18 protein-coding genes are annotated in these 25,478 nt (G+C 65.0%); 14 read left to right on the top strand and 4 right to left on the bottom strand.

From position 1 onward, the window contains the following. Positions 1–7 precede the first annotated feature (7 nt). Together WIT60_RS07880 and queA are read right to left on the bottom strand one after the other, a co-directional pair. Positions 8–2,353, bottom strand: a complete 2,346-nt coding sequence (locus WIT60_RS07880; RefSeq protein ID WP_339583384.1) for an ATP-binding response regulator — start codon at positions 2,351–2,353, stop codon at positions 8–10. Further along, complete coding sequence (queA, locus tag WIT60_RS07875; RefSeq protein WP_339583383.1) at positions 2,350–3,411, bottom strand: tRNA preQ1(34) S-adenosylmethionine ribosyltransferase-isomerase QueA; 1,062 nt, start codon at positions 3,409–3,411, stop codon at positions 2,350–2,352. The genes WIT60_RS07880 and queA overlap by 4 nt, the downstream gene beginning before the upstream one ends. A gap of 271 nt (positions 3,412–3,682) precedes the next feature. On the opposite strand from queA, the gene recG reads away from it, so the two are divergent. Next, entirely contained in the window at positions 3,683–5,734 is a 2,052-nt protein-coding gene (gene recG / locus WIT60_RS07870) for an ATP-dependent DNA helicase RecG (RefSeq protein ID WP_445207674.1), read from the top strand. 88 nt (positions 5,735–5,822) lie between these two features. Next, positions 5,823–6,746 (top strand): LysR substrate-binding domain-containing protein, encoded by a 924-nt coding sequence (locus WIT60_RS07865; protein ID WP_339583381.1) that lies wholly within the window; start codon positions 5,823–5,825, stop codon positions 6,744–6,746. 31 nt (positions 6,747–6,777) lie between these two features. Here the strand turns inward: WIT60_RS07865 and WIT60_RS07860 are convergent, their stop codons facing one another. Together WIT60_RS07860 and WIT60_RS07855 are read right to left on the bottom strand one after the other, a co-directional pair. Continuing rightward, the gene (locus WIT60_RS07860; protein ID WP_339583380.1) at positions 6,778–7,593 is read right to left on the bottom strand and encodes a BPSS1780 family membrane protein; all 816 of its coding nucleotides are present in this window, start codon (positions 7,591–7,593) and stop codon (positions 6,778–6,780) included. Then, positions 7,590–8,561: a homoserine kinase gene (locus tag WIT60_RS07855; protein WP_339583379.1), complete on the bottom strand. Its 972-nt coding sequence runs from the start codon at positions 8,559–8,561 to the stop codon at positions 7,590–7,592. The genes WIT60_RS07860 and WIT60_RS07855 overlap by 4 nt, the downstream gene beginning before the upstream one ends. Before the next feature lie 248 nt (positions 8,562–8,809). Between WIT60_RS07855 and WIT60_RS07850 the strand changes: the two genes are divergently transcribed. The 12 genes from WIT60_RS07850 to WIT60_RS07795 all read left to right on the top strand — a co-directional run bounded on the left by WIT60_RS07850 (position 8,810) and on the right by WIT60_RS07795 (position 25,477). Beyond that, positions 8,810–9,430, top strand: coding sequence for a porin family protein (locus WIT60_RS07850; RefSeq protein WP_339583378.1), 621 nt, complete (start codon positions 8,810–8,812; stop codon positions 9,428–9,430). Between the two features lie 33 nt (positions 9,431–9,463). Next, on the top strand, positions 9,464–12,316 hold the full coding sequence (gene polA / locus WIT60_RS07845) for a DNA polymerase I (RefSeq protein ID WP_339583377.1): 2,853 nt from the start codon (positions 9,464–9,466) through the stop codon (positions 12,314–12,316). Positions 12,317–12,416: 100 nt separating this feature from the next. After that, the gene (gene ppk1, locus WIT60_RS07840; RefSeq protein WP_339583376.1) at positions 12,417–14,489 is read left to right on the top strand and encodes a polyphosphate kinase 1; all 2,073 of its coding nucleotides are present in this window, start codon (positions 12,417–12,419) and stop codon (positions 14,487–14,489) included. Positions 14,490–14,552: 63 nt separating this feature from the next. After that, positions 14,553–15,074 carry a SixA phosphatase family protein gene (locus WIT60_RS07835; protein WP_339583375.1) on the top strand — a complete coding sequence of 174 codons (522 nt, stop codon included), beginning with the start codon at positions 14,553–14,555 and terminating at the stop codon, positions 15,072–15,074. Positions 15,075–15,116: 42 nt separating this feature from the next. Further along, positions 15,117–15,644, top strand: a complete 528-nt coding sequence (locus tag WIT60_RS07830) for a YbgC/FadM family acyl-CoA thioesterase (RefSeq protein ID WP_339583374.1) — start codon at positions 15,117–15,119, stop codon at positions 15,642–15,644. A 3-nt stretch (positions 15,645–15,647) separates the two neighbouring features. Further along, entirely contained in the window at positions 15,648–16,370 is a 723-nt protein-coding gene (tolQ, locus tag WIT60_RS07825; protein ID WP_339583373.1) for a protein TolQ, read from the top strand. Positions 16,371–16,372: 2 nt separating this feature from the next. Beyond that, positions 16,373–16,813, top strand: coding sequence for a biopolymer transporter ExbD (locus tag WIT60_RS07820; RefSeq protein WP_339583372.1), 441 nt, complete (start codon positions 16,373–16,375; stop codon positions 16,811–16,813). Positions 16,814–16,816: 3 nt separating this feature from the next. Further along, the gene (locus WIT60_RS07815) at positions 16,817–17,719 is read left to right on the top strand and encodes an energy transducer TonB (protein ID WP_339583371.1); all 903 of its coding nucleotides are present in this window, start codon (positions 16,817–16,819) and stop codon (positions 17,717–17,719) included. A gap of 119 nt (positions 17,720–17,838) precedes the next feature. Then, on the top strand, positions 17,839–20,409 hold the full coding sequence (locus tag WIT60_RS07810; protein ID WP_339583370.1) for a GspE/PulE family protein: 2,571 nt from the start codon (positions 17,839–17,841) through the stop codon (positions 20,407–20,409). A gap of 190 nt (positions 20,410–20,599) precedes the next feature. After that, entirely contained in the window at positions 20,600–22,522 is a 1,923-nt protein-coding gene (locus WIT60_RS07805; RefSeq protein ID WP_339583369.1) for a PrkA family serine protein kinase, read from the top strand. 115 nt (positions 22,523–22,637) lie between these two features. Further along, complete coding sequence (locus WIT60_RS07800) at positions 22,638–23,936, top strand: YeaH/YhbH family protein (protein ID WP_339583368.1); 1,299 nt, start codon at positions 22,638–22,640, stop codon at positions 23,934–23,936. Beyond that, positions 23,933–25,477 carry a SpoVR family protein gene (locus WIT60_RS07795; protein ID WP_339583367.1) on the top strand — a complete coding sequence of 515 codons (1,545 nt, stop codon included), beginning with the start codon at positions 23,933–23,935 and terminating at the stop codon, positions 25,475–25,477. Before WIT60_RS07800 ends, WIT60_RS07795 begins: the two co-directional genes overlap by 4 nt. Position 25,478 lies beyond the last annotated feature (1 nt).

Raw genomic sequence — 25,478 nt, 5'->3', positions numbered from 1 at the left:
GGGGCACTCAGGCTTTGACAAGCGCCGGACGACGGGCGTGCAGGTGCTCCAGCAGGCGCTCGCTGCGGAAAGGTTTGGCCAGCACAGCCAGGCCGGACTCGTCGAAGCGGGCCAGTTCGGCCGGGTTGGTGTCGCCGGAAATGATGAGGGTCTGCAAGGGCTTGGTCGGCTCGTCCTGCGCGCGCAGTTGCAGGCTCACGTGCTGAGCCAGCTGAAGTCCGTCGATGCCGGGCAGTCGGTAGTCGGTGATCAGGGTGTCGGGCAGTTGCTCGGGGTCGACATGGGTCAGCAGGTGAGGCAGTTCGTCGAGCAGGGCTTCGCCATCAGACCAGGTGCGTACATGGGCCCCCCAGCTATGGAGCATCTCGCCCAGGGCGCGTCGCAGCAGCACATCGTCTTCCACCAGCCAGATCACCCGGTCGGACAGGGGGTGAGCTTCGGCTTCCTTGACCGGCGCCTGGGCCTTGGGAGCGAGGTTGAGAGGCAGCTCCATGGCAAAGCAGGAGCCCTTGCCCGGAACCGAGCGCAGGGTGATCTGCTCACCCAGGATGGACGCAGTGCGGCGCACGATGGCCAGCCCAAGGCCGATGCCCCGGGTGCGGTCGCGGGCCGCGTTGCCCACCTGATAGAACTCGTCGAAGATGCGCTCTTGCTGTTCAGGGGCGATGCCGATGCCGGTGTCCCACACCTCGATGCGCAGTCGGTGCTTGCCGCGGCGTCGCGCGGCGACCAGCACGCCGCCACGTTCGGTGTAGCGGATGGCGTTGGCGACCAGGTTGCGCAAGACGCTGTGCAGCAGCATGGGGTCTGTCAGCACCATCAACTGCTTGCCGTCGCTGCGCTTGGGCAAGCGGAAGCGCAAGTCCAGCCCCTTGGCGGCTGCGGCGCTTTCCTCGTGCACCTTCACAGCCTGGAAGACATCGCTCATGCTCACCGACTGGAACTCGGGTTTCACCGCGCCTGCATCCAGACGTGAAATGTCCAGCAGGCCCACCAACAGCGACTCCATGGACGTCACCGCTTCGTCGAGCATGTTGGTCAATTCCTTGACCTCGGGCTCGGTGGCCTGCTTGCGCAGCAAGCTCACCAACAGGCCGATGGCGGCAGTGGGCTGGCGCAGGTCGTGGCTTGCGGCGGCCAGGAAGCGGGTCTTCGATTGGTTGGCGACTTCCAGCGCACGGGTCCGGTCGGCCACGCGCTCTTCCAGCGTGATGTTCATGCGCTCGGCCAGGTTCATGGCCTCGATGAACTTGCTCATCAAGGTCAGCGCGAAGCCCAGGAAGATGATGGGGGCAAAGTAGGGGGTCCAGTAGAGGTCGGTGACGTCGAGGTAGGGCGTCAGGAACAGGTAGTCGTGGGCCATGCTGACCAGGGTGCCCAATGGGCCCAGCGTCATGGCCGAGGCTTCCATCCAGTGGCGGGTCCAGGCTGTCTGAATGATTTTGTAGACCACCAGCACGCCGCCGGCCATCATCAGCGGGTAAGCGATGAGGCGGAGCACGTCCAGATACGGGGTGCCCATGGCAAACAGGCCCATCAGTGGCACGCCGAAGCCCACCATGCGCAGCGGGTTGATCAGACTCTTGATGCGGGTGTTGGAATAAGCCAGTCCGAACATGACCTGAAAGTAGGTCGTCACGGAGTGGGTGGCGAAGAACAGCCAGTCCACCACGGGCGTGGGCCAGCTGATGGTTTCGATGAAGTACAGGCCATTGCGACCGCACATGATCAGCATCATCCAGCCGAAGTAGGCAAAGATGACGTCACGAGGGCGCGAGCGCCATGCAAAGAGCACGAAAAGCGCCATGCCGGCCACACTCATGTTGAGCATCTGCGGCAATTCAACCGTCAGCAACACGGTGCGGTCGAAGTCGTCGCGCATCTCACTGAGGATGCCCACCTCCATCGGGGCAATGCCCGGCTTGCGGAAGGGGTTCATGCGCACATCGATGGCGATGTCGTTGTGCCCATCGCGCAGCACGTTGACCGGCAACTCCGTCAGGTAGGGCAGCGGGGCCATGCTGGTGATCTGGTCACCTTGCATGTGGCGCGTGGACAAGGGGTGCCCATTGACGGTGATGCGGTGGTTGCCCGGTAGACGGTCAATGCGCAGGGCCCAGGGCTCTTGCGGTTTGGCGGGCAGGATCAGCTGGGCGCGGTAACAGTACACGGCAGGTGGGTGGATGCCGAGTTGCCGCCAGTCATCGGGCAAGGTCACGCCACGGCCGAGGCGCTGTTCCGCGCAGGTGCCGGGCGCCAACGTGGCCGTGTCGATGACCAGTTTGGGCGCGGCCATCACCGTACCTGCCAGCCACAGCAGGCACCAGCAGGCCAGGCGCAGCAGCGTGTTCATGGTGCGCGACGATCGATCAGCATGGCATCGCCATAGCTGAAGAAACGGTAGCCCTGCGCGATCGCATGCTGGTAGAGCGCACGGATGTGTTCGTAGCCGGCCAGGGCGCTCACCAGCATCATCAAGGTGCTCTTGGGCAGGTGGAAGTTGGTGATCAACAGGTCCACCACCTTGAACTGGAAGCCCGGTGTGATGAAGATGTCGGTGTCGCGGCTGCCGGCTTGCAGTATCTGGCCGGCGGGGGCGTGCAGCGCGGCCGACTCCAGCGCGCGCAGCGTGGTGGTGCCCACCGAGATGACGCGCCCGCCCGCCGCCTTGGTGGCTTCGATGGCGGCCACGGTACTGGCCGGTACCTCGAACCATTCGCTGTGCATCTTGTGCTCGGCCAGGTTGTCGGTGCGCACGGGCTGGAAGGTGCCGGCGCCCACGTGCAGTGTCACCTCGGCGGTGCACACGCCGCGCTCGCGCAGAGCGGCCAGCAAGGCGTCGTCAAAGTGCAGGGCCGCGGTGGGGGCGGCCACGGCGCCGGGGGCCTTGGCGAACACTGTCTGGTAGCGGCGCACGTCGTCGGCATCGTCGGCGTGGGTGATGTAGGGCGGCAGGGGCACATGGCCATGCTGCTCCAGCAACTCGAACGGGTCGCCCGAGAGCTTCAGGTGGAACAGCCCACCGTCGGGGCCCCCCCGGCCCAGCACCTCGGCGTCGAACGCATCCGCAAAACGCACGACGCTGCCCGGCTTGGGCGACTTGCTGGCGCGCATGTGGGCCAGCACCTCGTGGTTGGGCAGCACGCGCTCGACCAGGGCCTCGACCGCACCGCCGGACTGCTTGGCGCCGTAAAGGCGCGCCTTGATGACGCGCGTGTTGTTGAACACCAGCAGATCCCCCGGCTGCAGCAGCGAGGGCAGGTCGCGGAATACGCGGTCCACGGGCGTGGGGCCCCGGCCATCGAGCAGGCGCGAGGCGCTGCGCTCGGCAGCGGGGTGTTGGGCGATCAGTTCGGGCGGCAGCTCGAAGTCGAAATCGCTGAGGGTGTAGCCGGAAGCAGAAGCGGTCATGCCATTGAGGGACGGACGGGTCCCGTGCCAAGGAAACCCGCTATTGTCCTTCATCTGCCCAGCTCTGGGGTGACTCGGCAGGGCGCAGGCCCGCTCAGACGCGGGGGCGCGCGGGCAGTTGCCCGGGCACAATGGCGATTGCTCTCATCCATTCAACGAATTCAGCGTGGCGCACGAGGCAGCAGCCCCCTCTCCGACATCTTCTGCACGTGGCAAGGCGCGCACGGGCCAGCCTGCGGCCGCCGACAAGCGTTCGCCGCCGCAGAAAGCGATGGAGCGCCTGGGTCTGAAGCGCGACATCGACCTGGCCCTGCACCTGCCGCTGCGCTATGAGGACGAGACCCGCCTGACCCTGCTGCGCGACGCCCGCGACGGCCAGACCGTGCAAGTGGAAGGCGTGGTGCGTGACAACCGGATCGAAGCCCGCGGGCGGCGCCAACTCATCGTGCGCCTGCACGATGGCTCGGGCGAGGTGCTGCTGCGCTTCCTGAACTTCTACGGCTCGCAGCAAAAGAGCTGGGGCGCGGGCGTGCGTTTGCGCGTGCGGGGCGAGTTGCGCAGCGGCTTTTTCGGTCGTGAGATGGTGCACCCGCAGGTGCGCATCGTGCAAGAAGGCGCCCCCTTGGCCCAGGCGCTCACCCCCGTTTACCCCACCGCTGCGGGCCTGCCGCAAGCCTACCTGCGCAAGGCGGTGGCAGCGGGTCTGGCGCGGGCACCCTTGGATGAGCTGATCCCGCCGTCCCTGTTGCCGCCACGACTGCCCAGCCTGCGCGAGTCGCTGCACTTCCTGCACCACCCCAGCCCGGACACCTCGCTGGCCGCGTTGGAGGACCATAGTCACCCGGCCTGGCAGCGCCTCAAATTTGAGGAACTTCTAGCGCAACAGGTCTCGCAGATGCAGGCGCGCGCCGAGCGTGCGCACCTGAAGGCGCCTGTGTTGAAAGCCCACGCCCAAGGGCTGCCCGGGCGCCTGCTGGCGGTGCTGCCTTTCCAGCTGACGGGCGCGCAGCAGCGCGTCTGCGCCGAGATCGCGGCCGACCTGGCTCGCCCGGTGCCGATGCACCGCTTGCTGCAAGGCGATGTGGGCTCCGGCAAGACCGTTGTGGCCGCGTTGGCTGCCGCGGTGGCCATGGACGCCGGCTGGCAATGCGCTCTGATGGCGCCCACCGAGATCCTGGCCGAGCAGCACTTTCGCAAGCTGGTCGACTGGCTGGAGCCCCTGGGCATCAAGGTAGCGTGGCTCACGGGCAGCCTCAAGGCCAAGGTCAAGCGTGAGCAACTGGCTGCTGTCGCGTCGGGCGAGGCGCAGCTCGTGGTCGGCACGCACGCGGTCATCCAGGACCAAGTCGAGTTTGCGAAACTGGGGCTGGCCCTGATCGACGAGCAGCACCGTTTCGGCGTCGCCCAGCGCCTGCAGTTGCGCAGCAAGCTGCAAAGCCGTGAGCTGGAGCCGCACCTGCTGATGATGAGCGCCACGCCCATCCCCCGCACGCTGGCGATGACCTACCTGGCCGATCTGGAGGTCAGCACCATCGACGAGCTGCCGCCGGGGCGCACCCCCATCGTCACCCGCGTCTTCGCCGACGGCCGCCGCGAAGAGGTGATTGAGCGCATCCGCGACGAGGTTGCCAAAGGCAGTCAGGTGTACTGGGTCTGCCCCCTGATCGACGAAACCGAAGACAGCGATCAGGCGGCAGACGAGGTGGCCGGGCGCGACAGCGCCAAGCGCCCACCGCTGGACCTGAGCAACGTCACCCAGACCCATCAGGACCTGAGTGAAGCCTTGCCAGGCTTCGGGGTGGGGCTGCTGCATGGTCGCCTGCCGGTGGCCCAGAAGGCCGAGGTGATGGCAAAGTTCTCGTCGGGCGAGTTGTCGGTGCTGGTGGCCACCACCGTGATCGAAGTCGGGGTGGACGTACCCAACGCCAGCCTGATGGTGATCGAGCACGCCGAGCGTTTCGGCTTGAGTCAGCTGCACCAGTTGCGCGGCCGGGTCGGGCGTGGCGCCGTCGCCAGCGTGTGCGTGCTGCTGTACGCCTCACCGCTGTCCGACTCGGGCAAGCAGCGCCTCAAGGCCATGGCCGAAACCACCGATGGCTTCGAGATCGCGCGCCGCGATCTGGAGATCCGCGGTCCGGGCGAGTTCATGGGGGCGCGCCAGTCCGGCGCCGCCATGCTGCGCTTTGCCGACTTGCACGAAGATGAGGCTCTGGTGGCACGGGCGCGGCAGGTGGCCGAGGTCTTGCTGCGCGACCATCCGGGGGCGGCCCAGCGCCATGTCGGGCGTTGGCTGGGGCACAAGTCCGAGTACCTGAAGGCTTGATCTTGGTGGACGATCCCGTCCGTGTGCTGGCGAGAACCGTGATGACCTGTGGTGCGGGGCGTGCGGGATGCCGCACAATGTGCGCACCATGACCCTGACCGAACTCCGCTACATCGTTGCCGTCGCCCGCGAGCGCCATTTCGGGCGCGCTGCCGAAGCATGCTTTGTTTCCCAGCCCACTCTGTCGGTGGCGGTGAAGAAGCTGGAAGACGAGCTCGACGTCAAGCTGTTCGAGCGTGGCAGCGCCGAGATCACAGTCACGCCCTTGGGCGAGGAGATCGTGCGCCAGGCCCAGGCCGTGCTGGAGCAGGCGCAGGCCATCAAGGAAATCGCCAAGCGCGGCAAGGACCCGCTGGCCGGCCCGCTGCGCCTGGGCGTCATCTACACCATCGGGCCCTACCTGTTGCCCGAACTGGTGCGTTCGGCCATCAGCCGGGTGCCGCAGATGCCTTTGATGCTGCAGGAGAACTTCACCGCCAAGTTGCTGGAAATGCTGCGCGCGGGCGAGCTGGACTGCGCCATCCTCGCCGAGCCTTTCCCGGACACCAACCTGGCTGTCGCGCCGCTGTACGACGAGCCTTTCCTCGTGGCCGTGCCGCGCAGCCATCCGCTGGCGCAGCGTGAATCCATCGAGGCCGAAGAGCTCAAGCGCGAGACCATGCTCCTGCTCGGGGCCGGCCACTGCTTCCGCGACCATGTGCTGGAGGTCTGCCCCGAATTCGCCCGCTTTTCCAGCGCCACCGAAGGCATCCGCAAAAGCTTCGAGGGCTCGTCGCTCGAAACCATCAAGCACATGGTGGCCGCGGGCATGGGGGTGACCGTGGTGCCGCGTCTGTCGGTGCCGGTCGAGCCGCATCCGCATGTGGTGTTCGTGCCCTTTGAGGGCGAGCCGCCCACGCGTCGCGTGGTGTTGGCATGGCGCCGCAGCTTCACCCGCTACGAGGCGATTGCCGCCCTGCGCAACGCCATCTATGCCTGTGAGTTGGAGGGCGTGACGCGCCTGACGGATTGATCAGGCATTCACGCGAGCCGGTGGTGACGCGTCAGGCGTCGGTGTGCGGCTCGGCATCAAGAGGGGGCGTGTCCGTGTCTACCGATGACTCGAAGCAGTCCACCACGGTGAAGTACAGCGAGGCGTAGAACGCGGAGGCCACCCACAGCCCGGCCGAAATGGCCAGGATGTTGCCCAGCATGGGGACGGGCAGTTGGCTGAGCAGGAAACGGTCGAGGAGGCCGAGGGCCAGCACCACCGCAAACCATCCCAGGCCATAGACGGCGAAGGCGCCCAGATTGCGCCAGCAGGCCACGATGCTGAAAAACAGCGCCTTGCTCACGGGCAGGCGTGCCCACAGGATCAGCGCGGGCGCATGCCAGAACAGCAGTGAGACCGGCAGTGTCAGCAGCACACGCCACAGGATGTCCTGTTGCACCAATGGGTTGTTCACCAGTTCGGCCGCGGTTTCTGCGGTTTCGAACACGGCGGCCACCTCATCGGCGCCCGGACCCAGCCATTGCGCCAGTTGCATGATCAGCAAGGTGGCCATGACATAGCCCCCGGCCAATTGAGCCAGGATGCGGCGCGGGCTGTGCGCGCCCTTGAAGGCTTCGAACAAAATGCCCGGCGTGAAACGCTCACCTTGCAGCACCTTGCGTGTGGCCAGCATGAAGCCCAGCCACATCAGCGGCATGCAGCCCACCACCAGCAAGGGGCCGACCACTGGCAGGCCGATCAGCAACAGGGCGAAGGACAAGCACAGGCCCAGCAGTCCGACGAAGTGGAAGGGCTGACGGCGGCTGACCAGCAATCCTTGCCTGAGCCAGACATAGCCCTGTGCGGGCTTGACGATGCGGAGCTTCATGCGGACGGGGCCTGGCGCGTGTAAGACCAGGGCTGTTGGCGACGCAGGGTGAGCACACGCTCGAAATGCGTCGGGTCGTGCGGCTTGAGCATGGCCGCATCGCGTGGCAGGTAGAAGTCCCACAGACGCGAGGTCCAGAAACGCAGGGCGGCGGCGCGCAGCATGGCGGGCAGCAGACTCAGCTCGGCGTCGGTCAGGTGGCGTTCGGCGTCATAGGCGGCCACGAAAGCCTGCGCCCGTGCCGGATCCAGCGCGCCCGTGGCCAGGTCAATGCACCAGTCGTTCAGGCACACGGCAATGTCGAAGGCGAAGGTGTCGCAGCCGGCAAAGTAGAAGTCGAAAAAGCCCGACAGCGTGGGGCCGTCGAACATCACGTTGTCCCGGAACAGGTCGGCGTGGATGGGGCCTTGGGGCAGCGACCGGTAGGCCTCGGTGGTGGCCAGGTCCTGCTGGAAGGCCAACTCGGACTCGATCAGCGCCGCTTGCTCGGCATTCAGGTGGGGACGGACCACGGGGATGGTTTCCGTCCACCATGCCAAGCCGCGCAGGTTGGGCTGCTGCCGCGGATAGTCGGTGCCGGCCTGGTGCATGCGCGCCAGCATCGCGCCCACCTGCGCGCAGTCAGCGACCTGCGGATCGAGCTGGTTGCGACCCTTCAGGCGCGTCACCACGGCGGCCGGCTTGCCCTTGAGCGTGTGCAAGATCTCGCCTTGGGCATTGGCCTGCGGCGCGGGCACCGGGATGCCGTGTTCGGCAAGGTGGCGCATCAGGTTCAGGTAGAAGGGGAGTTGCTCGAAGCTCAGGCGTTCGAACAGGGTCAGCACGTACTCGCCCTGATCCGTACTGACGAAGTAATTGGTGTTCTCGATGCCGGAGGGTGTGCCACGCATGGACTGCAAGGTGCCCAGACCCAGGTTGGACAGCAGGCCAGCTGCTTCCGGTGGGGAGACTTCGGTGAAAACGGCCATGAGATGGAAGGAGCAAAAAAGGGGTGAAGTCGCGCCTGGGGCACACGTTTAGGGGAAAGCCCGGGCCGCAGGGGGGCACCTGAGAGCCAAGTTGGCCCGAAACCCCCCGGGCTGCAGGGGTGTCGGAAGCCGTGATTGTAGAAGTCTGCGCATCTCGATCTGGCAGACTTTTCAACATTGTGAAGACATCCCCGCGCTTGAGCGTGAGGGCTGTCCATCCAACCTTCCTGAGGAACCGGTCCCGCATCATGAGCACCATCGCATCGCGCAAGATCTCCCGCACTCTGTCCACCCTCGCTGTGGCCGCCTTGTCGGTGTTTGGCAGTTCGGCCATGGCAGACACGGAGTTGCAGCCTCAGTCACGTCCTTGGGGCATCTATGCCGGTGGCAACCTGGGGGTGGGTGCGGCTCAGTGGGATTGCGATGTCTCCTGCGACCGCGCACGTCTGAGTGGCAAGGTCTTTGGCGGCAAGCGCCTGACGCCGGGTCTCGCGGCTGAGTTGAATTACATGATCTTCGGTGGCATGAACCGTGCCAACGGCACCGCCCAATCCATGGCCACCAACATCGCCACGGAACGCCGCAGCACGCGCGTCCTGACGGCCGGCATCAACTGGGAGGTGGAGTTGCTCGAAGGCTTCACCAACCAGATCCGTGTGGGTTGGGCCCTCAAGCGTGTGGAGAACGAGCAGGTCCTGGTGGGCGGCGCTGAGCGCACGGTGCGCGACTACCGTCAGGCTCCGTATGTGGGCGTGGGTCTGGCCATGAACATCAGCCGCAACATTCGACTGCTGCAGAGTTTCGACTACATCATCGACGGCCAGGAAAGTCTCTACCTGTTCTCGGTGGGTGCTTCCGCCGAATTCTGACCCAGCCAGTCTGAAGGCCCCACAATCCGGGGCATGAACACCCCGGATATGCCTTCCTCTTCTGTCGACGCCGCTGACGCTGCCCGTCCGACCCTGCTGCTGGTCGACGGCTCCAGCTACCTGTACCGCGCTTTCCACGCCATGCCCGACCTGCGCGGGCCGCAAGGGGAGCCCACGGGTGCGATGCACGGCATGGTCAACATGCTGCGTCGCCTGCGCGACGAAGTGCCCTGTGAGCACGCTGCGTGCGTGTTCGACGCCAAGGGCCCGACCTTCCGCGACGAGTGGTACCCCGAGTACAAGGGCCACCGTCCGCCCATGCCCGACGACCTGCGGGCGCAGATCGAGCCCATCCACGAAGTGGTGCGTCTGCTGGGCTGGCCCATCCTGGAAGTCCCTGGCATCGAGGCGGACGACGCCATTGGCACGCTCGCCAAGGTGGGCGCCGAGGCCGGTCACCGTGTGGTGGTCTCCACGGGCGACAAGGACATGGCCCAGTTGGTGACCGAGCATGTCACGCTGGTCAACACCATGACCAACGAGAAGCTCGATGGCGAGGGCGTGCTGGCCAAGTTTGGCGTGCCGCCGCACCTCATCATCGATTACCTTACCCTCATCGGTGACACCGTGGACAACGTGCCTGGTGTGGAAAAGGTGGGGCCGAAGACCGCGGTGAAATGGATCACCGAGCATGGCTCGCTCGATGGCGTGATGGCTGCGGCGGGTTCGATCAAGGGCGTGGCGGGGGAGAACCTGCGCAAGGCGCTGGACTGGCTGCCCCAGGGGCGTCGCCTCATCACCATCAAGACCGATTGTGACCTGAGTGCCCATGTGCCGCAGTGGCCCGAGCTGGAGGCGCTGGCTTTGCGCGAGCCCGACAACACCGCCTTGCTCGATTTCTTCACCCGCTTCGGCTTCCGGACTGAAGCGGCCAAGCTGCGTGGCGGCGCGGCCCCGGCGCCTGCTTCGGCACCGTCGGCCAGGCCCAAGGCCAATTCGAGTCCCACCGGCGACTTGTTCGACCTGGGGGAATCGACCGATGCCGACGTCACCGCGGAGGTCGCCCCGGTCGCGGTCACCGCCACCCAGTACGACACTGTGCTCGACTGGCCCAGTTTCGACCGATGGCTGGCTCGCCTGCAGGCGGCCGATCTGGTGGCCTTCGACACCGAAACCGACTCCCTGGACGCCATGCAGGCGCGCATCGTGGGCCTGTCTTTCAGCGACCGGGTGGGCGAGGCCTGCTACATCCCGCTGCGCCACGAAGGCGTGGATGTGCCGACTCAGCTGCCTTTGGACGAGGTGCTGGCTCGCCTCAAGCCCTGGCTGGAAGACGCCAGCCAGCTCAAGCTGGGGCAGCACATCAAGTACGACACCCACGTGCTGGCCAACCACGGCATCACGGTGCGCGGCTACGCCCACGACACCATGCTGGAGAGCTATGTGCTCGAGGCGCACCGCAAGCACAACCTGGCCGACCTGGCGCAGCGCCATGTGCACCGCAGTGGCCTGAACTATGAAGACGTGGCCGGCAAGGGCGCGCAGCAGATCCCGTTTGCGCAGGTGGCGGTGGACAAGGCGGCGCAGTATTCGTGTGAAGACAGCGACCTGACGCTGCACGTGCACCAGACGCTTTGGCCCCGCCTGCAGGCCGAACCGGCCTTGCGTGACATCTACGAACGCTTCGAGCTGCCCACCTCGCGGGTGCTGCAGCGCATCGAGCGCAATGGCGTGCTGATCGACAAGGCCTTGCTGCAGCAGCAAAGCCATGAGCTGGGCCAGCGCATCATGGAGCTGGAAAAAGAGGCGCACGCGCTGGCCGGTCAACCCTTCAACCTGGGCTCGCCCAAGCAGATTGGCGAGATCCTGTTCAACCAGCTCAAGCTGCCCGTCATCAAGAAGACCGCCACCGGTGCGCCGTCCACCAACGAAGAGGTGCTGGAAAAGCTCGCCGAGGACTACCCGCTGCCTGCCCGCATCCTCGAATACCGTGGCATGGCCAAGCTCAAGTCCACGTACACGGACAAGCTGCCCTTGATGATCAACCCGGCCACCGGCCGTGTGCACACCAACTACGCGCAGGCCGTGGCGGTGACCGGGCGTTTGTCCAGCAACGAGCCGAACCTGCAGAACATCCCCGTGCGCACAGCCGAGGGCCGCCGCATCCGCGAGGCCTTCATCGCGCCGCCGGGTCACGTCATCGTCAGTGCAGACTATTCGCAAATCGAGCTGCGCATCATGGCGCACATCTCGCAAGACGAGAACCTGCTGCGCGCCTTCGCCGAAGGTCTGGACGTGCACCGTGCCACCGCCAGCGAGATTTTCGGCGTGAGCCCGGACGAGGTCAGCAGCGAGCAGCGCCGCTATGCCAAGGTCATCAACTTTGGCCTGATTTATGGCATGAGCGCCTTTGGCTTGGCGTCGAACCTGGGCATCGAGCGCAGCGCGGCGACCGCCTACATCGACCGCTATTTCATGCGCTACCCCGGCGTGAAGCGCTACATGGACGAGACCCGTGCCCAGGCCAAGGCCCAGGGCTATGTCGAGACCGTGTTCGGTCGCCGCCTGTGGCTGCCCGAGATCAACAGCCCCAATGGCCCGAGCCGTGCCGGTGCCGAGCGCGCGGCCATCAACGCACCCATGCAGGGCACGGCAGCCGACCTGATCAAGCTGTCGATGGTGGCCGTGCAGGATGCGCTGGACGCCCAGGGCAAGCAGACCCTGATGATCATGCAGGTGCACGACGAACTGGTGTTCCAGGTGCCCGAGGCCGAGCGCGACTGGGTCAAGACCGAGGTGCCACGCCTCATGGCCTCGGTGGCCGACCTGCGCGTGCCTCTGCTCGCCGAGGTGGGGGAAGGCCCTAACTGGGAAGCGGCGCACTGACACAAATCTGTCATCAAAATCAGTGCATGCTTGTTCTAGACTGAAAGCGCCCGCGCCATTCCTGTATCAGGAGTGGCGCGGTGTCTCTTGGTGAGGGTGAGTGCAGAGAGGTCGGTGTCAGGTGTCAGAGAACACACGTTTGAAGTTGTTGAGTCGAGAGCAAGCCATCCTGGCGTTCAACCGTCGGGTTCTGGCGCAAGCCCAGCGCAGCGATGTGCCCCTGCTGGAGCGCCTGCGCTACATCTGCATCGTCTCGTCCAACCTCGACGAGTTCTTTGAGGTGCGCTACGCCGACGTGCTGGAAGCCTCGCGCGCGGGGGCCGGCGACATCGACCGGCAGTACATCGCCGAGGTGGTCAAACAGTCTCATGCCCTGGTGGACGAGCAGTACCAGATCTTCAATGAGGAGGTCGGGCCGGCCCTGCGTCAGGCCGGCATCCTCATCCTCAACCACGCCGACCGCAATGCCGAGCAGCGTGAGTGGGTGACGGGTTTCTTTCGCAAGCAGGTGCAGCCGCTGCTGGTGCCGATCGGGCTGGACCCGTCGCACCCGTTCCCGCAGGTGGCCAACAAAACGCTGAACTTCATCGTGCGCCTGGGCGGTCGCGATGCCTTCGGGCGCGACAACGACATCGCCATCGTACGCATCCCGCGCGTGCTGCCGCGTGTCATCAAGCTGCCCGCGCACCTGGTGGAGCCGGGCACACAGGGTTTCGTGCTGCTGTCCAGCGTGATCCGGGCGCACCTCGACGAGCTGTTCCCCGGTCGCGAAATCCAGGCCTTCTCGCAGTTCCGTCTCACGCGGGACTCCGATCTCGACGTGGACGAGGACGATGTCACCGACCTGCGCCTGGCCTTGCGCTCGAAGATGAGCACGCGTCAGTTCGGGCAGGCGATTCGCCTGGAGGTGGTGCGCAGCTGTCATGAAGACCTGTCGGACTTCTTGCTGGAGCAGTTCGGGCTGAACCGGCAGGCCTTGTTTCAGGTCAATGGCCCCGTCAACCTGGTGCGCCTGACGCAGCTGATCGATCAGGCCGATGGGGACGAGCTGCGCTTTCCCAATTACCAGCCCGGCTGGCCGGACAGCCTGCCACGCGGTGGCAGCATGTTCGAGCATCTGCGTCACCACGATTGTCTGTTGCACCATCCATTTGAATCGTTCGATGCGGTGGTGCAGTTCCTGCGCGAGGCGGTGTACGACCCGGACGTGCTGGCGATCAAGCAGACCATCTACCGCACCGGCAACGAATCGGTGCTGATGGAGCTGCTGCTGGAGGCGGTGCGCCGTGGCAAGGAAGTGCTGGCCGTGGTGGAGCTCAAGGCCCGTTTTGACGAAGAGGCCAATATCAACTGGGCCGAGCGTCTGGAGGCGCTGGGTGCACAGGTGGTGTACGGCATCGTGGGCCTCAAAACCCACGGCAAGATGATGCTGGTGACACGCCGCGAGGGTGGACGTCTGCGTCGCTACGCCCACCTGTCCACCGGCAACTACAACCCCAAGACCGCGCGGCTGTACACCGACGTGGGCTACCTGACCAGCCAGCCGGATCTGACAGCCGATGTGGACCGTGTGTTCCAGCAGCTGTCGAGCCTGACGCAGATGCGCTCCAGTCGCCAGCTCTTGCTGGCGCCGTCGAGCATGCACAGCCAGATGCTGCGTTGCATCGAGCGCGTGGCCGAGTCGGCCCGTGCGGGTGGACCTGCGCGCATCGTGGTCAAGGTGAACTCGCTGACCGACGAGCCGCTGGTGCGTGCCCTGATCGCGGCGGGACAGGCGGGCGCCCGGATCGACCTGATCGTGCGGGGCGCCTGCATCCTGCCGCCTGGCTTGCCAGGCCAGACGGAGAACATCCGGGTGCGCTCGGTGGTGGGTCGCATGCTCGAGCACACGCGGGTGCTGTACTTCCGCTGGGGCGAGGCCGAGCACGACGAGGTGCTCTACCTGTCGAGCGCCGACTGGATGAACCGCAACATGACGCGGCGCATCGAGGTGGCCTGGCCGGTGCGCGACCCGGCGCTGCGCCAGCGCGTGATCGACGAGTGTCTGGTGCCCTATCTGCTCGATGGCAAGGACGCCTGGATCCAGTTCAGCGACGGCCATTACGAGCGCGTGCCACAGACCGGTCACAGCGCCCAGCAGGCCTTGATGGCCTTGCACGGCGCTGTCATCTGATCGACGCAGGCGGGCGGCATGATGGTCGCCCAGGCTGCACACCATGAAGCCGAAGGAGGGACCATGGATCTGATCTTGTGGCGACACGCGCAGGCCGAAGACCTGCCTTTGGACGATGAGCAGGTGTTGGCCCAGCGCGCCGCGGGTGCCCCCATCGAGGTGCACATCGACTTTCAGGCCGACCTGGCGCGGCGCTTGACCAGCAAGGGCGAGCGTCAGGCCGAGCGCATGGCCGTGTGGCTCAATCAGCGTCTGCCCGAATCGACGCGGGTGCTGGTGAGCCCGGCGCAGCGCACGCAGCAGACGGCGCAGGCCCTGGGACGACCGTTCAAGACCGTGGCCACCATCGACCCGCAGGCTTCGGTGGACGACCTGCTGGCCGCAGCCCGCTGGCCTCATGCCAAGGAGGCGGTGTTGATCGTGGGGCACCAGCCCACGCTGGGCATGCTGGCCGCCCGGCTGCTGACCGGCCACGACCTGGCCTGGTCGGTCAAGAAGGGGGGCGTGTGGTGGCTGCGCTCGCGCGAGCGCCATGGCGAAACCCAGGTGACCTTGCACGCGGTGCAGGCGCCGGACTTCCTGTGAGGCGTCGGTCGGGTTTGGGCTGAGGCGCGATAATGCGCGTCTATGAGCGTTTCTCCTGTCTCGTCTGTGCCCCCCGTGGTGCCTGCTGAAGTGTCCGCGGAGCCGAGCCGCTACCATCACTGCCACCCGGTGCGCGTGTACTGGGAGGACACCGATGCCGGGGGCATCGTGTTTTACGGCAACTACCTCAAGTTCATGGAGCGGGCGCGCACCGAGTGGCTCTCGACCCTGGGCTTCGGGCAAGAAAGCATGCGACGCGCGGGCGAGGGCATGTTCATCGTGGCCGAAACGCAGCTGCGCTACCTCAAGCCTGCCCGCCTGGACGATCGGCTGTCGGTGACCGTGGCCGTGACCGAGGTCGGACGTGCCAGCGTGACCTTCGCGCAAGAGGTCTGGCGTGGCGACTCCCTCTTGACCCAAGGCATGGCGCGCATTGGCTGGGTGCAGCCGGTGGCGTCCCGTGGGGCCCCGACCGATGACCCGGCCAGCGAAGACAGCTTCCGCCCTGGCCGCATTCCCGCACGCATCCTCGCGATCCTGCCCACCCCGATTTCTGCTTCCAAAGGTTGATTCATGAACCAAGACATGTCCATCTTGACCCTCGTGCTGGAAGCCAGCATGGTGGTGCAGATCGTGATGTTGCTGCTCTTGCTGGTGTCCGTCGCAAGCTGGAGCGTGATCTTCAGCAAGGTGAGCAGCCTCAAGCGCGTGCGCCAGGACAACGACGAGTTCGACCGCGAATTCTGGGCCGGACGCACCTTGCAGGAGCTCTACCAGGATGCGACCCGTGACCAGCAAGGCCCCCGTTCCCCGCAGGAGCGCATTTTTGCCTCGGGCATGCGCGAGTTCATGAAGCTGCGCGAGCGCCGGGTGGCCGATGTCGGCACGCTGCTCGACGGTGCACGCCGCGCCATGCGGGCCAGCTTCCAGCGTGAGATGGATGCCATCGAGTCCCGCCTCGACTTCTTGGGTTCTGTGGGCTCGGTGTCGCCCTACATTGGCCTGTTTGGCACGGTCTGGGGGATCATGCACGCCTTCACGGGCTTGTCCAACGTGCAGCAGGTGTCGCTGGCCACGGTGGCACCGGGCATTGCCGAAGCCCTGGTGGCCACGGCCATCGGTCTGTTCGCCGCCATCCCGGCGGTGCTGGCCTACAACCGCTTTGCCCGTGACATCGACCGGGTGGCGATCCAGATGGAGTCCTTCATCGAGGAGTTCTCCAACATCCTGGCGCGCAATGCCGCGCCGGTGACACCGGGCGCCGCCGAGGCCAGCCGCAGCACGATGGGACGCTGACCGTGGCCGAACTCAACGCCCGAGGCGGACGCCGCCGTCGCACCCGCAACGAGATGAACATGGTGCCCTTCATCGATGTGATGTTGGTGCTGCTCATCATCTTCATGGTCAGCGCGCCCCTGATGCCCACGGGTGTGGTCGACCTGCCCAGCATGGGCAAGGCCCGTCAGGCGCCCGAAAAGGTGATCGAGGTGGTGGTGCAGGAAGACGAGCGGGTGCGCCTGCGTGTCAACAGCCAGGATGCGGACACCTTGGCGGTGGACGAGTTGGCCGAGCGCGTCAAGGCGCTGCAGGGCGACGCAGAGGGTGGGGCCAGCGCCGTCCCGGTCATCATCAGCGCCCGCAAGGATGTCCGCTATGAAGAGGTCGTGCGCATCATGGACGTGCTGCAGAAGGCCGGCGTGGCACGCGTGGGCCTGTCCGTGCGCACCACCGGAGGTTGAGGGGTGAGCGCACCGTCGCGCATGGTCATTGGCTCGCCAGTCGGGTGGCGTCCGTACGAGTCGGAGCGCTGGCGCGGTCCGGGCTTGTGGCTGGCGCTCGGGGCGCATGGCTTGCTGCTGCTCGGGCTGGCGCTCAGCGTGAACTGGAAGATGAGCGACCCGGCGCCGGTGGAGGCCGAGGTCTGGTCCGAGATTCCCCGCGTGGCAGGGGGCGCGGTGCCGCCGCCTCCACCGCAGCCGGCTGTGCGCGAGCGTCCCCTGGTTCGCCCCGAGCCGGTCAAGGCTGTGGACCCCGAGCCCGAACCCCAGCGACCGCCTGACCTCGTCATTGCCAAGACACCGCCCAAACCCGTGGCCAAACCCCAGCCCAGGAAGGTGGAGCCGCCGGAGCCCAAGCCTGAGCCGGTGAAGAAGTCCGAGCCCAGGCAGGCGGAGCCCAAGAAGCCTGAGCCGAAAAAAGCGGACACGCCCAAGCCGGAGAAGCCCGTCAAGCCAGCGCCGGTGACCGATCCGAAAAGCCGTAGTCTGAGTGCCGCCGAACTGGAGGCGCAACGCCAGGCCAATCTGCAGCGCATGATGTCGTCGCTGGGGGGGGGCGCAGCCGGCCCCGGCGCGGCGGCCCGTTCAAGCGGCCCCTCGGCGGGCTATGCGGGACGCATCATTGCGCGCATCAAGCCCAACATCGTCTTCACCGAAACCATCCAGGGCAACCCGCAGGCTGTGGTGGAGGTGCGTTGTGCCCCCGACGGGCGCATCATTTCGCGCCGGCTGGTGACGTCATCCGGGGTGACGCCCTGGGATGATGCGGTGTTGCGCGCACTCGACCGCACCGAGGTTTTGCCGGCTGATGTGGATGGCCGGGTGCCATCCCTGATGCAATTGAGCTTCAAACCGCGCGATTTCTGAGTGTGAACCCGCAGGAAGATGCCCCGGTTGCACGATTTGCCGTGTTTTTTTTATAGCATGACGTGGGCCTGTGCATCAGGCTGAGTTGCGGTAACCGCCTGACTGCTGACTGGATTGACATGCCTGATTCCGACCTGAGCTTTTCTCCGACGCAGACGCCCCCTGAGGACGAACTGAGCCTGGCGCCGCTGGAGTTGGCGGGCGAAGAAGGAGATGAAGCCAGCGGGCCGGACAACGGTGTGTTCCGCTGGCCGATGCCGCCTTTCTCGGTGTACCCGGCGGCGATGCCGCAAACCGAGTCGGAGCCCTGCGAGATCGAGGGGCTCAATGGGCGGGTCATGAAGGGCCGGCTGAGCTTCTTCGTGCCACAGGAGGGGGTGGCCCACGTCCAGGTGCCACCTGCGCGCACCACGATGCCCCTGCGCTTCGGCCAGTTTCGCAGCCTGCGCCTGACACGGCCGGTGATGCCGACGGTGACCAAGGCGGCAGAGGGGGGGATGGACCCTCTTGATGCATGCCAGGTGACGCCATACCGGGTGGCGATCCAAGGCGGTGCACACCTGGAAGGTGTGACGGTAGGGCATACCGAGACCGGCTACGGGGTGTTTTTGTTCCCGCCGGATGGCGTGGAAGGCGCGGTCACTCGTCTCTTCGTGCCCCGTGATGTGCTGGCCGATGCCGACTTTGGCCTCCCGCGTGGACCGGGTTTCATCGACACCGAGGTGCTGACCGAAGAGCAGATGGCCCGCGAGGTGCAAGAGCAGGCGATCTTGCGCAAGGAAAAGCTGAGCGAGGTCTTGCAGTCGCAATTGGTGGTCACGCGGGAGCAGCTGCTTGCGGCGATCGACAAGCAGAGCAGCATGCCCATGGTGCGCATCGGCGAGGCGCTGATCGCCATGGGGCTGATCAACGACGATCAGTTGGACAGCGCGCTGGAGCGTCAACGGCAGGACCGTTCGGTGCCGCTGGGTGAATTGCTGGTGCAGATGGGGCTGGTCACCTACGAGCAACTCCTGCTGGCGCTGGCGCGCAAGATGGGCTACCCCCTGGTGGACCTGAGCAAATTCCCGATCGACCCCGGGGCGCTGACCAAGCTGGCCTACAACGTGGCCAATCGTCTGAAGGTCGTCCCCCTGATGCTCAGCAATGGGGCATTGATCGTGGCCATCGATGACCCGAGCAAGCGGCTGGTGTTGTCCGAGATCGAGTTCATCGCCCAGTGCAAGGTGGTGCCGGTGCTGGCCCAGGCCACGCAGTTGGACACCATGATCAAGGAGTCGTATCACCGACTCGGCGCCGATGTCTGGGACCTCCCGTTCACGCCGCCCACCGACTCCGGTGCGATCGAGTTGGACAAGATGAGTTCGGGCAAGCTCATCGAGGATCTGGAGAAAGAGGGCAGCGAGCGCACCCAGCAGGATGAGGACCGCCCCATCGAGCAAAGCGACAACTCGCTGGTGCGTTTGATCAACACCATGATCATCGAAGCCTACAGCCAGGGCGTCTCTGACATCCACATCGAGAGCTACCCAGGCCGCGAGAAGATCAAGATCCGCTTCCGCAAGGATGGGGTGCTGATTCCCTATCTGGAGTTGCCGCACAACTACCGCTCGGCCATGATCGCGCGCGTCAAGATCATGTGTGATCTGGACATTTCCGAGCGGCGGCGTCCCCAGGATGGCAAGATCAATTTCGCCCGCTTCGTGCCGCAGTACCGCATCGAGTTGCGGGTGGCCACGGTGCCCACCAACAACGGGCTGGAAGACGTGGTGATGCGGATCCTGAGTTCGGCGCGGCCTTTGCCCCTTGACCAGATCGGCTTGAGCCCGCACAACCTGGGGCGCCTCACGGAGGCGATGGAGCGTCCTTACGGCATGATCCTGTGCGTGGGGCCCACCGGTTCGGGCAAGACGACCACGCTGCACTCGGCGCTGAGTTTCATCAACGTGCCCGAGCGCAAGATCTGGACGGCCGAGGACCCGGTGGAAATCACCCAGCCGGGCCTGCGTCAGGTGCAGGTCAATCCCAAGATCGACTGGACGTTTGCCAAGGCCTTGCGTGCCTTCTTGCGTGCCGATCCCGACGTGATCATGGTGGGCGAAATGCGCGATGTGGAGACGGCCGGCATGGCGGTGGAAGCCTCGCTGACGGGGCACCTGGTGCTGTCGACCCTGCACACCAACAGCGCCCCTGAAACCGTGACCCGCTTGCTCGACATGGGCATGGACCCGTTCAACTTTGCCGATTCGCTGCTGGTGGTGTTGGCGCAGCGTCTGGTGCGACGCCTGTGCACGCACTGCCGCGTGGCCGAACCGGCCAGCGAGACCTATCTGGACGAACTGGCGCGCGACTACCTCCATGCCTTTGGCAAGGACAGCACCGTGATGACGCTGGAGCAGGTGAGGGCGGACTGGCAGGAGCGCTTTGCCGAGTCGGGGGTGGTTCAGACGTACCACAGCCCTGGCTGTGAGCACTGCAACCAGACGGGCTATCACGGGCGCGCGGGCATCCACGAGTTGATGAGCATCAGTCGGGAGTTGCGTCGCCTGATCCAGACCGGGGCGCGGGCCGAGGAACTTCAGCGGCAGGCCATGATCGAAGGGATGCGGACCCTGCGCCAGGATGGCATTGAAAAGGTGCTTGCCGGCATCACCAGTCTGGAAGAGGTGCGCGCGACCAGCAATGTCTGAGATGTTGTGCACTTTGCCGCACACGGATTTTGAAAAAGGTGCAAGATAGTCAGCAAGTAGTGAGTGGCAAGCCCTGAGGTTTGCGTGATCTTTGGTGTTGAGGCGATGCCTGACATGGCGCGCCGGGTCATCATGGTGGTCCGTCCCGTCTGCAGGCATCGATGGCGTGAGTCGATGTTCGGAGGTCTGCATGGACGTGATCAGTCACTTCGCCGCTCGTTACGAGCGCACCCGCGAGGAAGAGTATTCGCTGGAGGAATACCTCGACCTGTGCAAACGAGATCCGATGGCTTACGCCACGGCGGCCGAGCGCATGCTCAAGGCCATTGGCGAACCCCAGATGCTCGACACGCGGCATGACCCGCGTTTGTCGCGGATCTTCGCCAACAAGGTCATCAAGCTCTATCCGGCTTTCGAAGAGTTCTACGGCATGGAGGAGGCCATCGAGCAGGTGGTGTCCTACTTCCGGCACGCCGCACAGGGCCTGGAGGAAAAGAAACAGATCCTCTACCTGCTGGGCCCGGTAGGGGGGGGCAAGTCGTCGATCGCCGAGCGCCTGAAGCAGTTGGCCGAGCATGTGCCTTTCTTTGCCTTGAAGGGCTCGCCGGTGAACGAGTCGCCGCTGGGGCTGTTCGACCCGGTGGAAGACGGGCCGATCCTGGAGCAGGAGTACGGCATCCCGAGGCGCTACCTGCAACGGGTATTGAGCCCCTGGGCCGTCAAGCGCCTGGAGGAGTTCGGTGGCGACATCCGTCAGTTCCGCGTGGTCAAGCGCTACCCCAGCATCCTCAAGCAGGTGGGCATTGCCAAGACCGAACCCGGTGATGAGAACAACCAGGACATCTCGTCGCTGGTGGGCAAGGTGGACATCCGCAAGCTCGAGACCTACGCACAAGACGACCCGGATGCCTACAGCTACTCCGGTGGGCTGTGCCTGGCCAACCAGGGCCTGCTGGAGTTCGTCGAGATGTTCAAGGCGCCCATCAAGGTGCTGCACCCGCTGCTGACGGCCACGCAAGAAGGCAACTTCAAGGGCACGGAAGGCTTTGGCGCTATCCCGTTTGACGGGGTGGTGCTGGCGCACTCGAACGAGAGCGAGTGGAAGGCGTTTCGCAACAACAAGAACAACGAGGCCTTTCTCGATCGCATCTACATCGTGAAGGTGCCGTACTGTCTGCGCGCCAGCGAGGAGGTCAAGATCTACGAGAAGCTGTTGCGCGGCTCGTCGCTGGCCCATGCACCCTGTGCGCCGGGCACCTTGCACATGTTGTCGAAGTTCGCTGTGCTGACCCGCTTGAAGGAGCCGGAGAACAGCAGCATCTTCAGCAAGATGCTGGTGTATGACGGCGAGAGCCTGAAGGACACCGATCCGAAGGCCAAGTCGATTCAGGAGTACCGCGACTACGCCGGGGTCGATGAGGGCATGAGCGGCATCTCGACGCGCTTTGCCTTCAAGATCCTCTCCAAGGTGTTCAATTTCGACTCTGCCGAGGTGGCGGCCAATCCGGTGCATCTGATGTATGTGCTGGAGCAGCAGATCGAGCGCGAGCAGTTCCCGGCCGAGACAGAGCAGAAGTACATCGGCTACATCAAGGAGATGCTGGCGCCGCGCTATGCGGAGTTCATCGGCAAGGAGATCCAGACGGCCTACCTGGAGAGCTATTCCGAGTACGGCCAGAACATCTTCGACCGCTATGTGACCTACGCGGACTACTGGATCCAGGATCAGGAGTACCGCGACACGGACACGGGCGAAATCTTCGATCGCGGCTCGCTCAATGCCGAGCTGGAGAAGATCGAGAAGCCCGCGGGCATTGCCAACCCGAAGGACTTCCGCAACGAGATCGTCAACTTCGTGCTGCGTGCGCGGGCCAACAACGGCGGCAAGAACCCGTTGTGGACCAGCTACGAGAAGCTGCGTACCGTGATCGAGAAGAAAATGTTCAGCAACACCGAAGAGTTGTTGCCGGTCATCAGCTTCAACGCCAAGGCCAGTGCCGATGAGTTGAAGAAGCACGAGGACTTCGTCAACCGCATGGTGCAGAAGGGCTACACGCCCAAGCAGGTGCGCCTGCTGTGCGAGTGGTATCTGCGCGTCCGGAAATCGTCATGATCTTGATGGACCACCCCCGAGCGCCGGCCGGCGCTCCCCCTCCAGGGGGCGCCACTGACGGCCCGGCGAAGCCGGCTCCGTGGTGGCAGCTTGGTTAAAACGGCGGACTGCCCACATGACACGTCAACACATCATCGACAGGCGGCTGGCGGGCAAGAACAAGTCGGTCGGCAACCGTGAGCGCTTCCTGCGTCGCTACAAGACGCAGGTGCGTGAGGCGGTGCGGCGTGCCATCAATGGGCGCAGCATTCGCGACATGGAAAAGAGCGAGGACATCAGCATCCCGAAGCGTGACCTGTCCGAGCCGGTGTTTGGTCATGGTGAGGGGGGCAACCGTGAGGTCGTGCACCCCGGCAACCGCGAGTATGTGCGCGGCGACCGCATCGAGAAGCCGCAGGGTGGACAGGGGCAGGGCCGTGGGCAAGGCGATGCGAGCGACAGCGGGGAGGGCGAGGACGATTTCGTTTTCACTCTGAGCAAGGAAGAGTTCATGCAAGTCTTCTTCGAGGACTTGGCCCTGCCCAACCTGGTGCGGACCGCGCTGGCCGAGGTGCCGGAGTGGAAGAGCCAGCGGGCCGGCTATTCGAGCGAGGGCACGCCCAACAACCTGCACGTGGTGCGCTCGATGCGCGGCGCGCTGGGACGGCGGATCGCGCTGGGCGCTTCGTCGCGGCGAGAGCTGCATGACCTGGAGGCAGAACTCGCCACCTTGCGCGCCACGGCGCCGCGCGATGCCACTTTGGCGCACGCTTACGAGGCCGAGATCGCCCAGCTGGAAGCCCGGATCGCCCACCTGAAAGGCCGTATTCAGGCCATTCCCTATCTGGACCCCATCGACCTGCGCTACCGCAGCCGCATCAAGGTGCCAGTGCCCACGACCCAGGCGGTGATGTTCTGTGTGATGGACGTGTCGGGCTCGATGGACGAGCAGCGCAAGGAGCTGTCCAAGCGCTTCTTCATCCTGCTCTACCTCTTCCTGACGCGGCATTACGAGAAGATCGACCTGGTCTTCATCCGCCACCACACCCAGGCTCAGGAAGTGAGCGAGCAGGATTTCTTCCACGCGACCGAGACCGGGGGCACTGTGGTGTCGAGCGCGCTGGTGCTGCTGGACCAGATCATCGAGGCCCGCTACCCCAGCAGCGAGTGGAACATCTATGTGGCTCAGGCCAGCGATGGCGACAACTGGCACCACGACTCCAGCCGTTGCAGTGAACTCCTGGCCCAGAAGATCCTGCCCAAGGTGCGCTACTTCGCCTATGTGCAGGTGGCGCAGACCGAACAAAACCTCTGGGATGAGTACCTGGCCCTCAGTGAGACGCACCCTCACTTTGCGATGCGCAAGGTGCTCGAGGCCTCCGAGATTTATCCCGTTTTCCGGGAGCTGTTCAAGAAGGAAGGGGTGGCCGCATGAGTCTGTCGACATTGTCCAAGCCCCTGCCCGGCGTGGCCGACTGGTCGTTCGAACTGATCGAGGATTACCACGAGGTCATCCGGGCCACGGCCGAGCGTTTCCACCTCGATACCTACCCGAATCAGCTGGAGATCATCACCGCTGAGCAGATGATGGACGCCTACGCCAGCGTGGGCATGCCGGTGAACTACCGGCACTGGTCGTACGGCAAGGAGTTCATCGCCACCGAGAAGAACTACCGGCGTGGCTTCATGGGCCTGGCCTATGAGATCGTCATCAACTCGAATCCCTGCATCAGCTACCTGATGGAGGAGAACACGATGGCGATGCAGGCGCTCGTCATCGCGCACGCGGCCTACGGGCACAACAGCTTTTTCAAGGGCAACTATCTGTTCCGCATGTGGACGGATGCGGGCTCGATCATCGACTACCTGGTCTATGCCAAGAACTATGTGGCGCAGTGCGAAGAGCGTCATGGTGTCGATGCGGTCGAGGCCCTGCTGGACTCGTGTCATGCCCTGATGAACCACGGGGTGGACCGCTACCGGCGGCCGGGCAAGCTGTCTCTGGACAAGGAGCTGGCCCGCCGCGAAGAGCGTGAGGCCTATCTGCAGCAGCAGGTCAACGACCTGTGGCGGACCTTGCCGCGTCGTGCCGACAAGGCTGAAGAGGAAGCGGTCAAACGCTTCCCGGCCGAGCCACAGGAGAACCTGCTGTACTTCATCGAGAAGCACGCACCGCTGCTGGAGCCCTGGCAGCGCGAGATCGTGCGCATCGTGCGCAAGGTCGCGCAGTACTTTTACCCGCAGCGCCAGACCCAGGTGATGAACGAGGGCTGGGCCACGTTCTGGCACTACACCTTGCTCAACACCATGTACGACGACGGCTGGCTCAGCGACGGGGTCATGATGGAGTGGCTGCAGTCGCACACCAACGTGGTCTACCAGCCTCCGGTGGGACACCGGGCGTACAGCGGACTCAATCCCTATGCGCTGGGCTTTGCGATGTACACGGATTTGAAGCGCATCTGCGAGCAGCCGACGCCGGAGGACCGTGCCTGGTTTCCGGACTTTGCGGGATCGGCCGAGGGGCAGCCGAAAGAGGTCCACGCCTGGCTCAAGACCCTGGACTACGCCATGCGCAACTTCAAGGACGAGAGCTTCATCGGCCAGTTCCTGAGTCCGAAGGTGATGCGCGATTTTCGCTTGTTTGCCATCCGTGATGAGGAGGCTGCGAGTGAATACGAGGTCAGTGCCATCCACGATGACAGTGGTTATCGTGCCTTGCGAGAGGCGTTGTCACGTCAGTATGACCTCGGTTCGCGCGAGCCCAACATCCAGGTCTGGAGCGTGAACCTGCGCGGCGATCGTGCGCTCACCCTGCGGCATGCCCGGCACAATGACCGGCCCTTGGGTGAGGGCACTCGTGAGGTGCTCAAGCATGTGGCCCGCCTGTGGGGCTTTCCGGTGCACCTGCACAGCCTCAACCCGGCAGGCGATGTGCGTCAGCAGTGGACCGTGGCGCCGGCCGACGCAGCCTGAC

Origin of the sequence: Aquabacterium sp. G14 (assembly GCF_037482285.1) — a bacterium.
Lineage (GTDB): Bacteria > Pseudomonadota > Gammaproteobacteria > Burkholderiales > Burkholderiaceae_C > Aquabacterium.
Note: the sequence above shows the minus strand (reverse complement) of the source record. Positions and strands in the feature narration are given on the sequence as shown.

What these genes read in the sequence shown, in the direction of transcription:
- WIT60_RS07880 (WP_339583384.1), bottom strand. Translation starts at nt 2,353, where the DNA reads ATGAACACGCTGCTGCGCCTGGCCTGCTGGTGCCTGCTGTGGCTGGCA.
- queA (WP_339583383.1), bottom strand. Translation starts at nt 3,411, where the DNA reads ATGACCGCTTCTGCTTCCGGCTACACCCTCAGCGATTTCGACTTCGAG.
- recG (WP_445207674.1), top strand. Translation starts at nt 3,683, where the DNA reads ATGGAGCGCCTGGGTCTGAAGCGCGACATCGACCTGGCCCTGCACCTG.
- WIT60_RS07865 (WP_339583381.1), top strand. Translation starts at nt 5,823, where the DNA reads ATGACCCTGACCGAACTCCGCTACATCGTTGCCGTCGCCCGCGAGCGC.
- WIT60_RS07860 (WP_339583380.1), bottom strand. Translation starts at nt 7,593, where the DNA reads ATGAAGCTCCGCATCGTCAAGCCCGCACAGGGCTATGTCTGGCTCAGG.
- WIT60_RS07855 (WP_339583379.1), bottom strand. Translation starts at nt 8,561, where the DNA reads ATGGCCGTTTTCACCGAAGTCTCCCCACCGGAAGCAGCTGGCCTGCTG.
- WIT60_RS07850 (WP_339583378.1), top strand. Translation starts at nt 8,810, where the DNA reads ATGAGCACCATCGCATCGCGCAAGATCTCCCGCACTCTGTCCACCCTC.
- polA (WP_339583377.1), top strand. Translation starts at nt 9,464, where the DNA reads ATGAACACCCCGGATATGCCTTCCTCTTCTGTCGACGCCGCTGACGCT.
- WIT60_RS07835 (WP_339583375.1), top strand. Translation starts at nt 14,553, where the DNA reads ATGGATCTGATCTTGTGGCGACACGCGCAGGCCGAAGACCTGCCTTTG.
- WIT60_RS07830 (WP_339583374.1), top strand. Translation starts at nt 15,117, where the DNA reads ATGAGCGTTTCTCCTGTCTCGTCTGTGCCCCCCGTGGTGCCTGCTGAA.
- tolQ (WP_339583373.1), top strand. Translation starts at nt 15,648, where the DNA reads ATGAACCAAGACATGTCCATCTTGACCCTCGTGCTGGAAGCCAGCATG.
- WIT60_RS07810 (WP_339583370.1), top strand. Translation starts at nt 17,839, where the DNA reads ATGCCTGATTCCGACCTGAGCTTTTCTCCGACGCAGACGCCCCCTGAG.
- WIT60_RS07805 (WP_339583369.1), top strand. Translation starts at nt 20,600, where the DNA reads ATGGACGTGATCAGTCACTTCGCCGCTCGTTACGAGCGCACCCGCGAG.
- WIT60_RS07800 (WP_339583368.1), top strand. Translation starts at nt 22,638, where the DNA reads ATGACACGTCAACACATCATCGACAGGCGGCTGGCGGGCAAGAACAAG.
- WIT60_RS07795 (WP_339583367.1), top strand. Translation starts at nt 23,933, where the DNA reads ATGAGTCTGTCGACATTGTCCAAGCCCCTGCCCGGCGTGGCCGACTGG.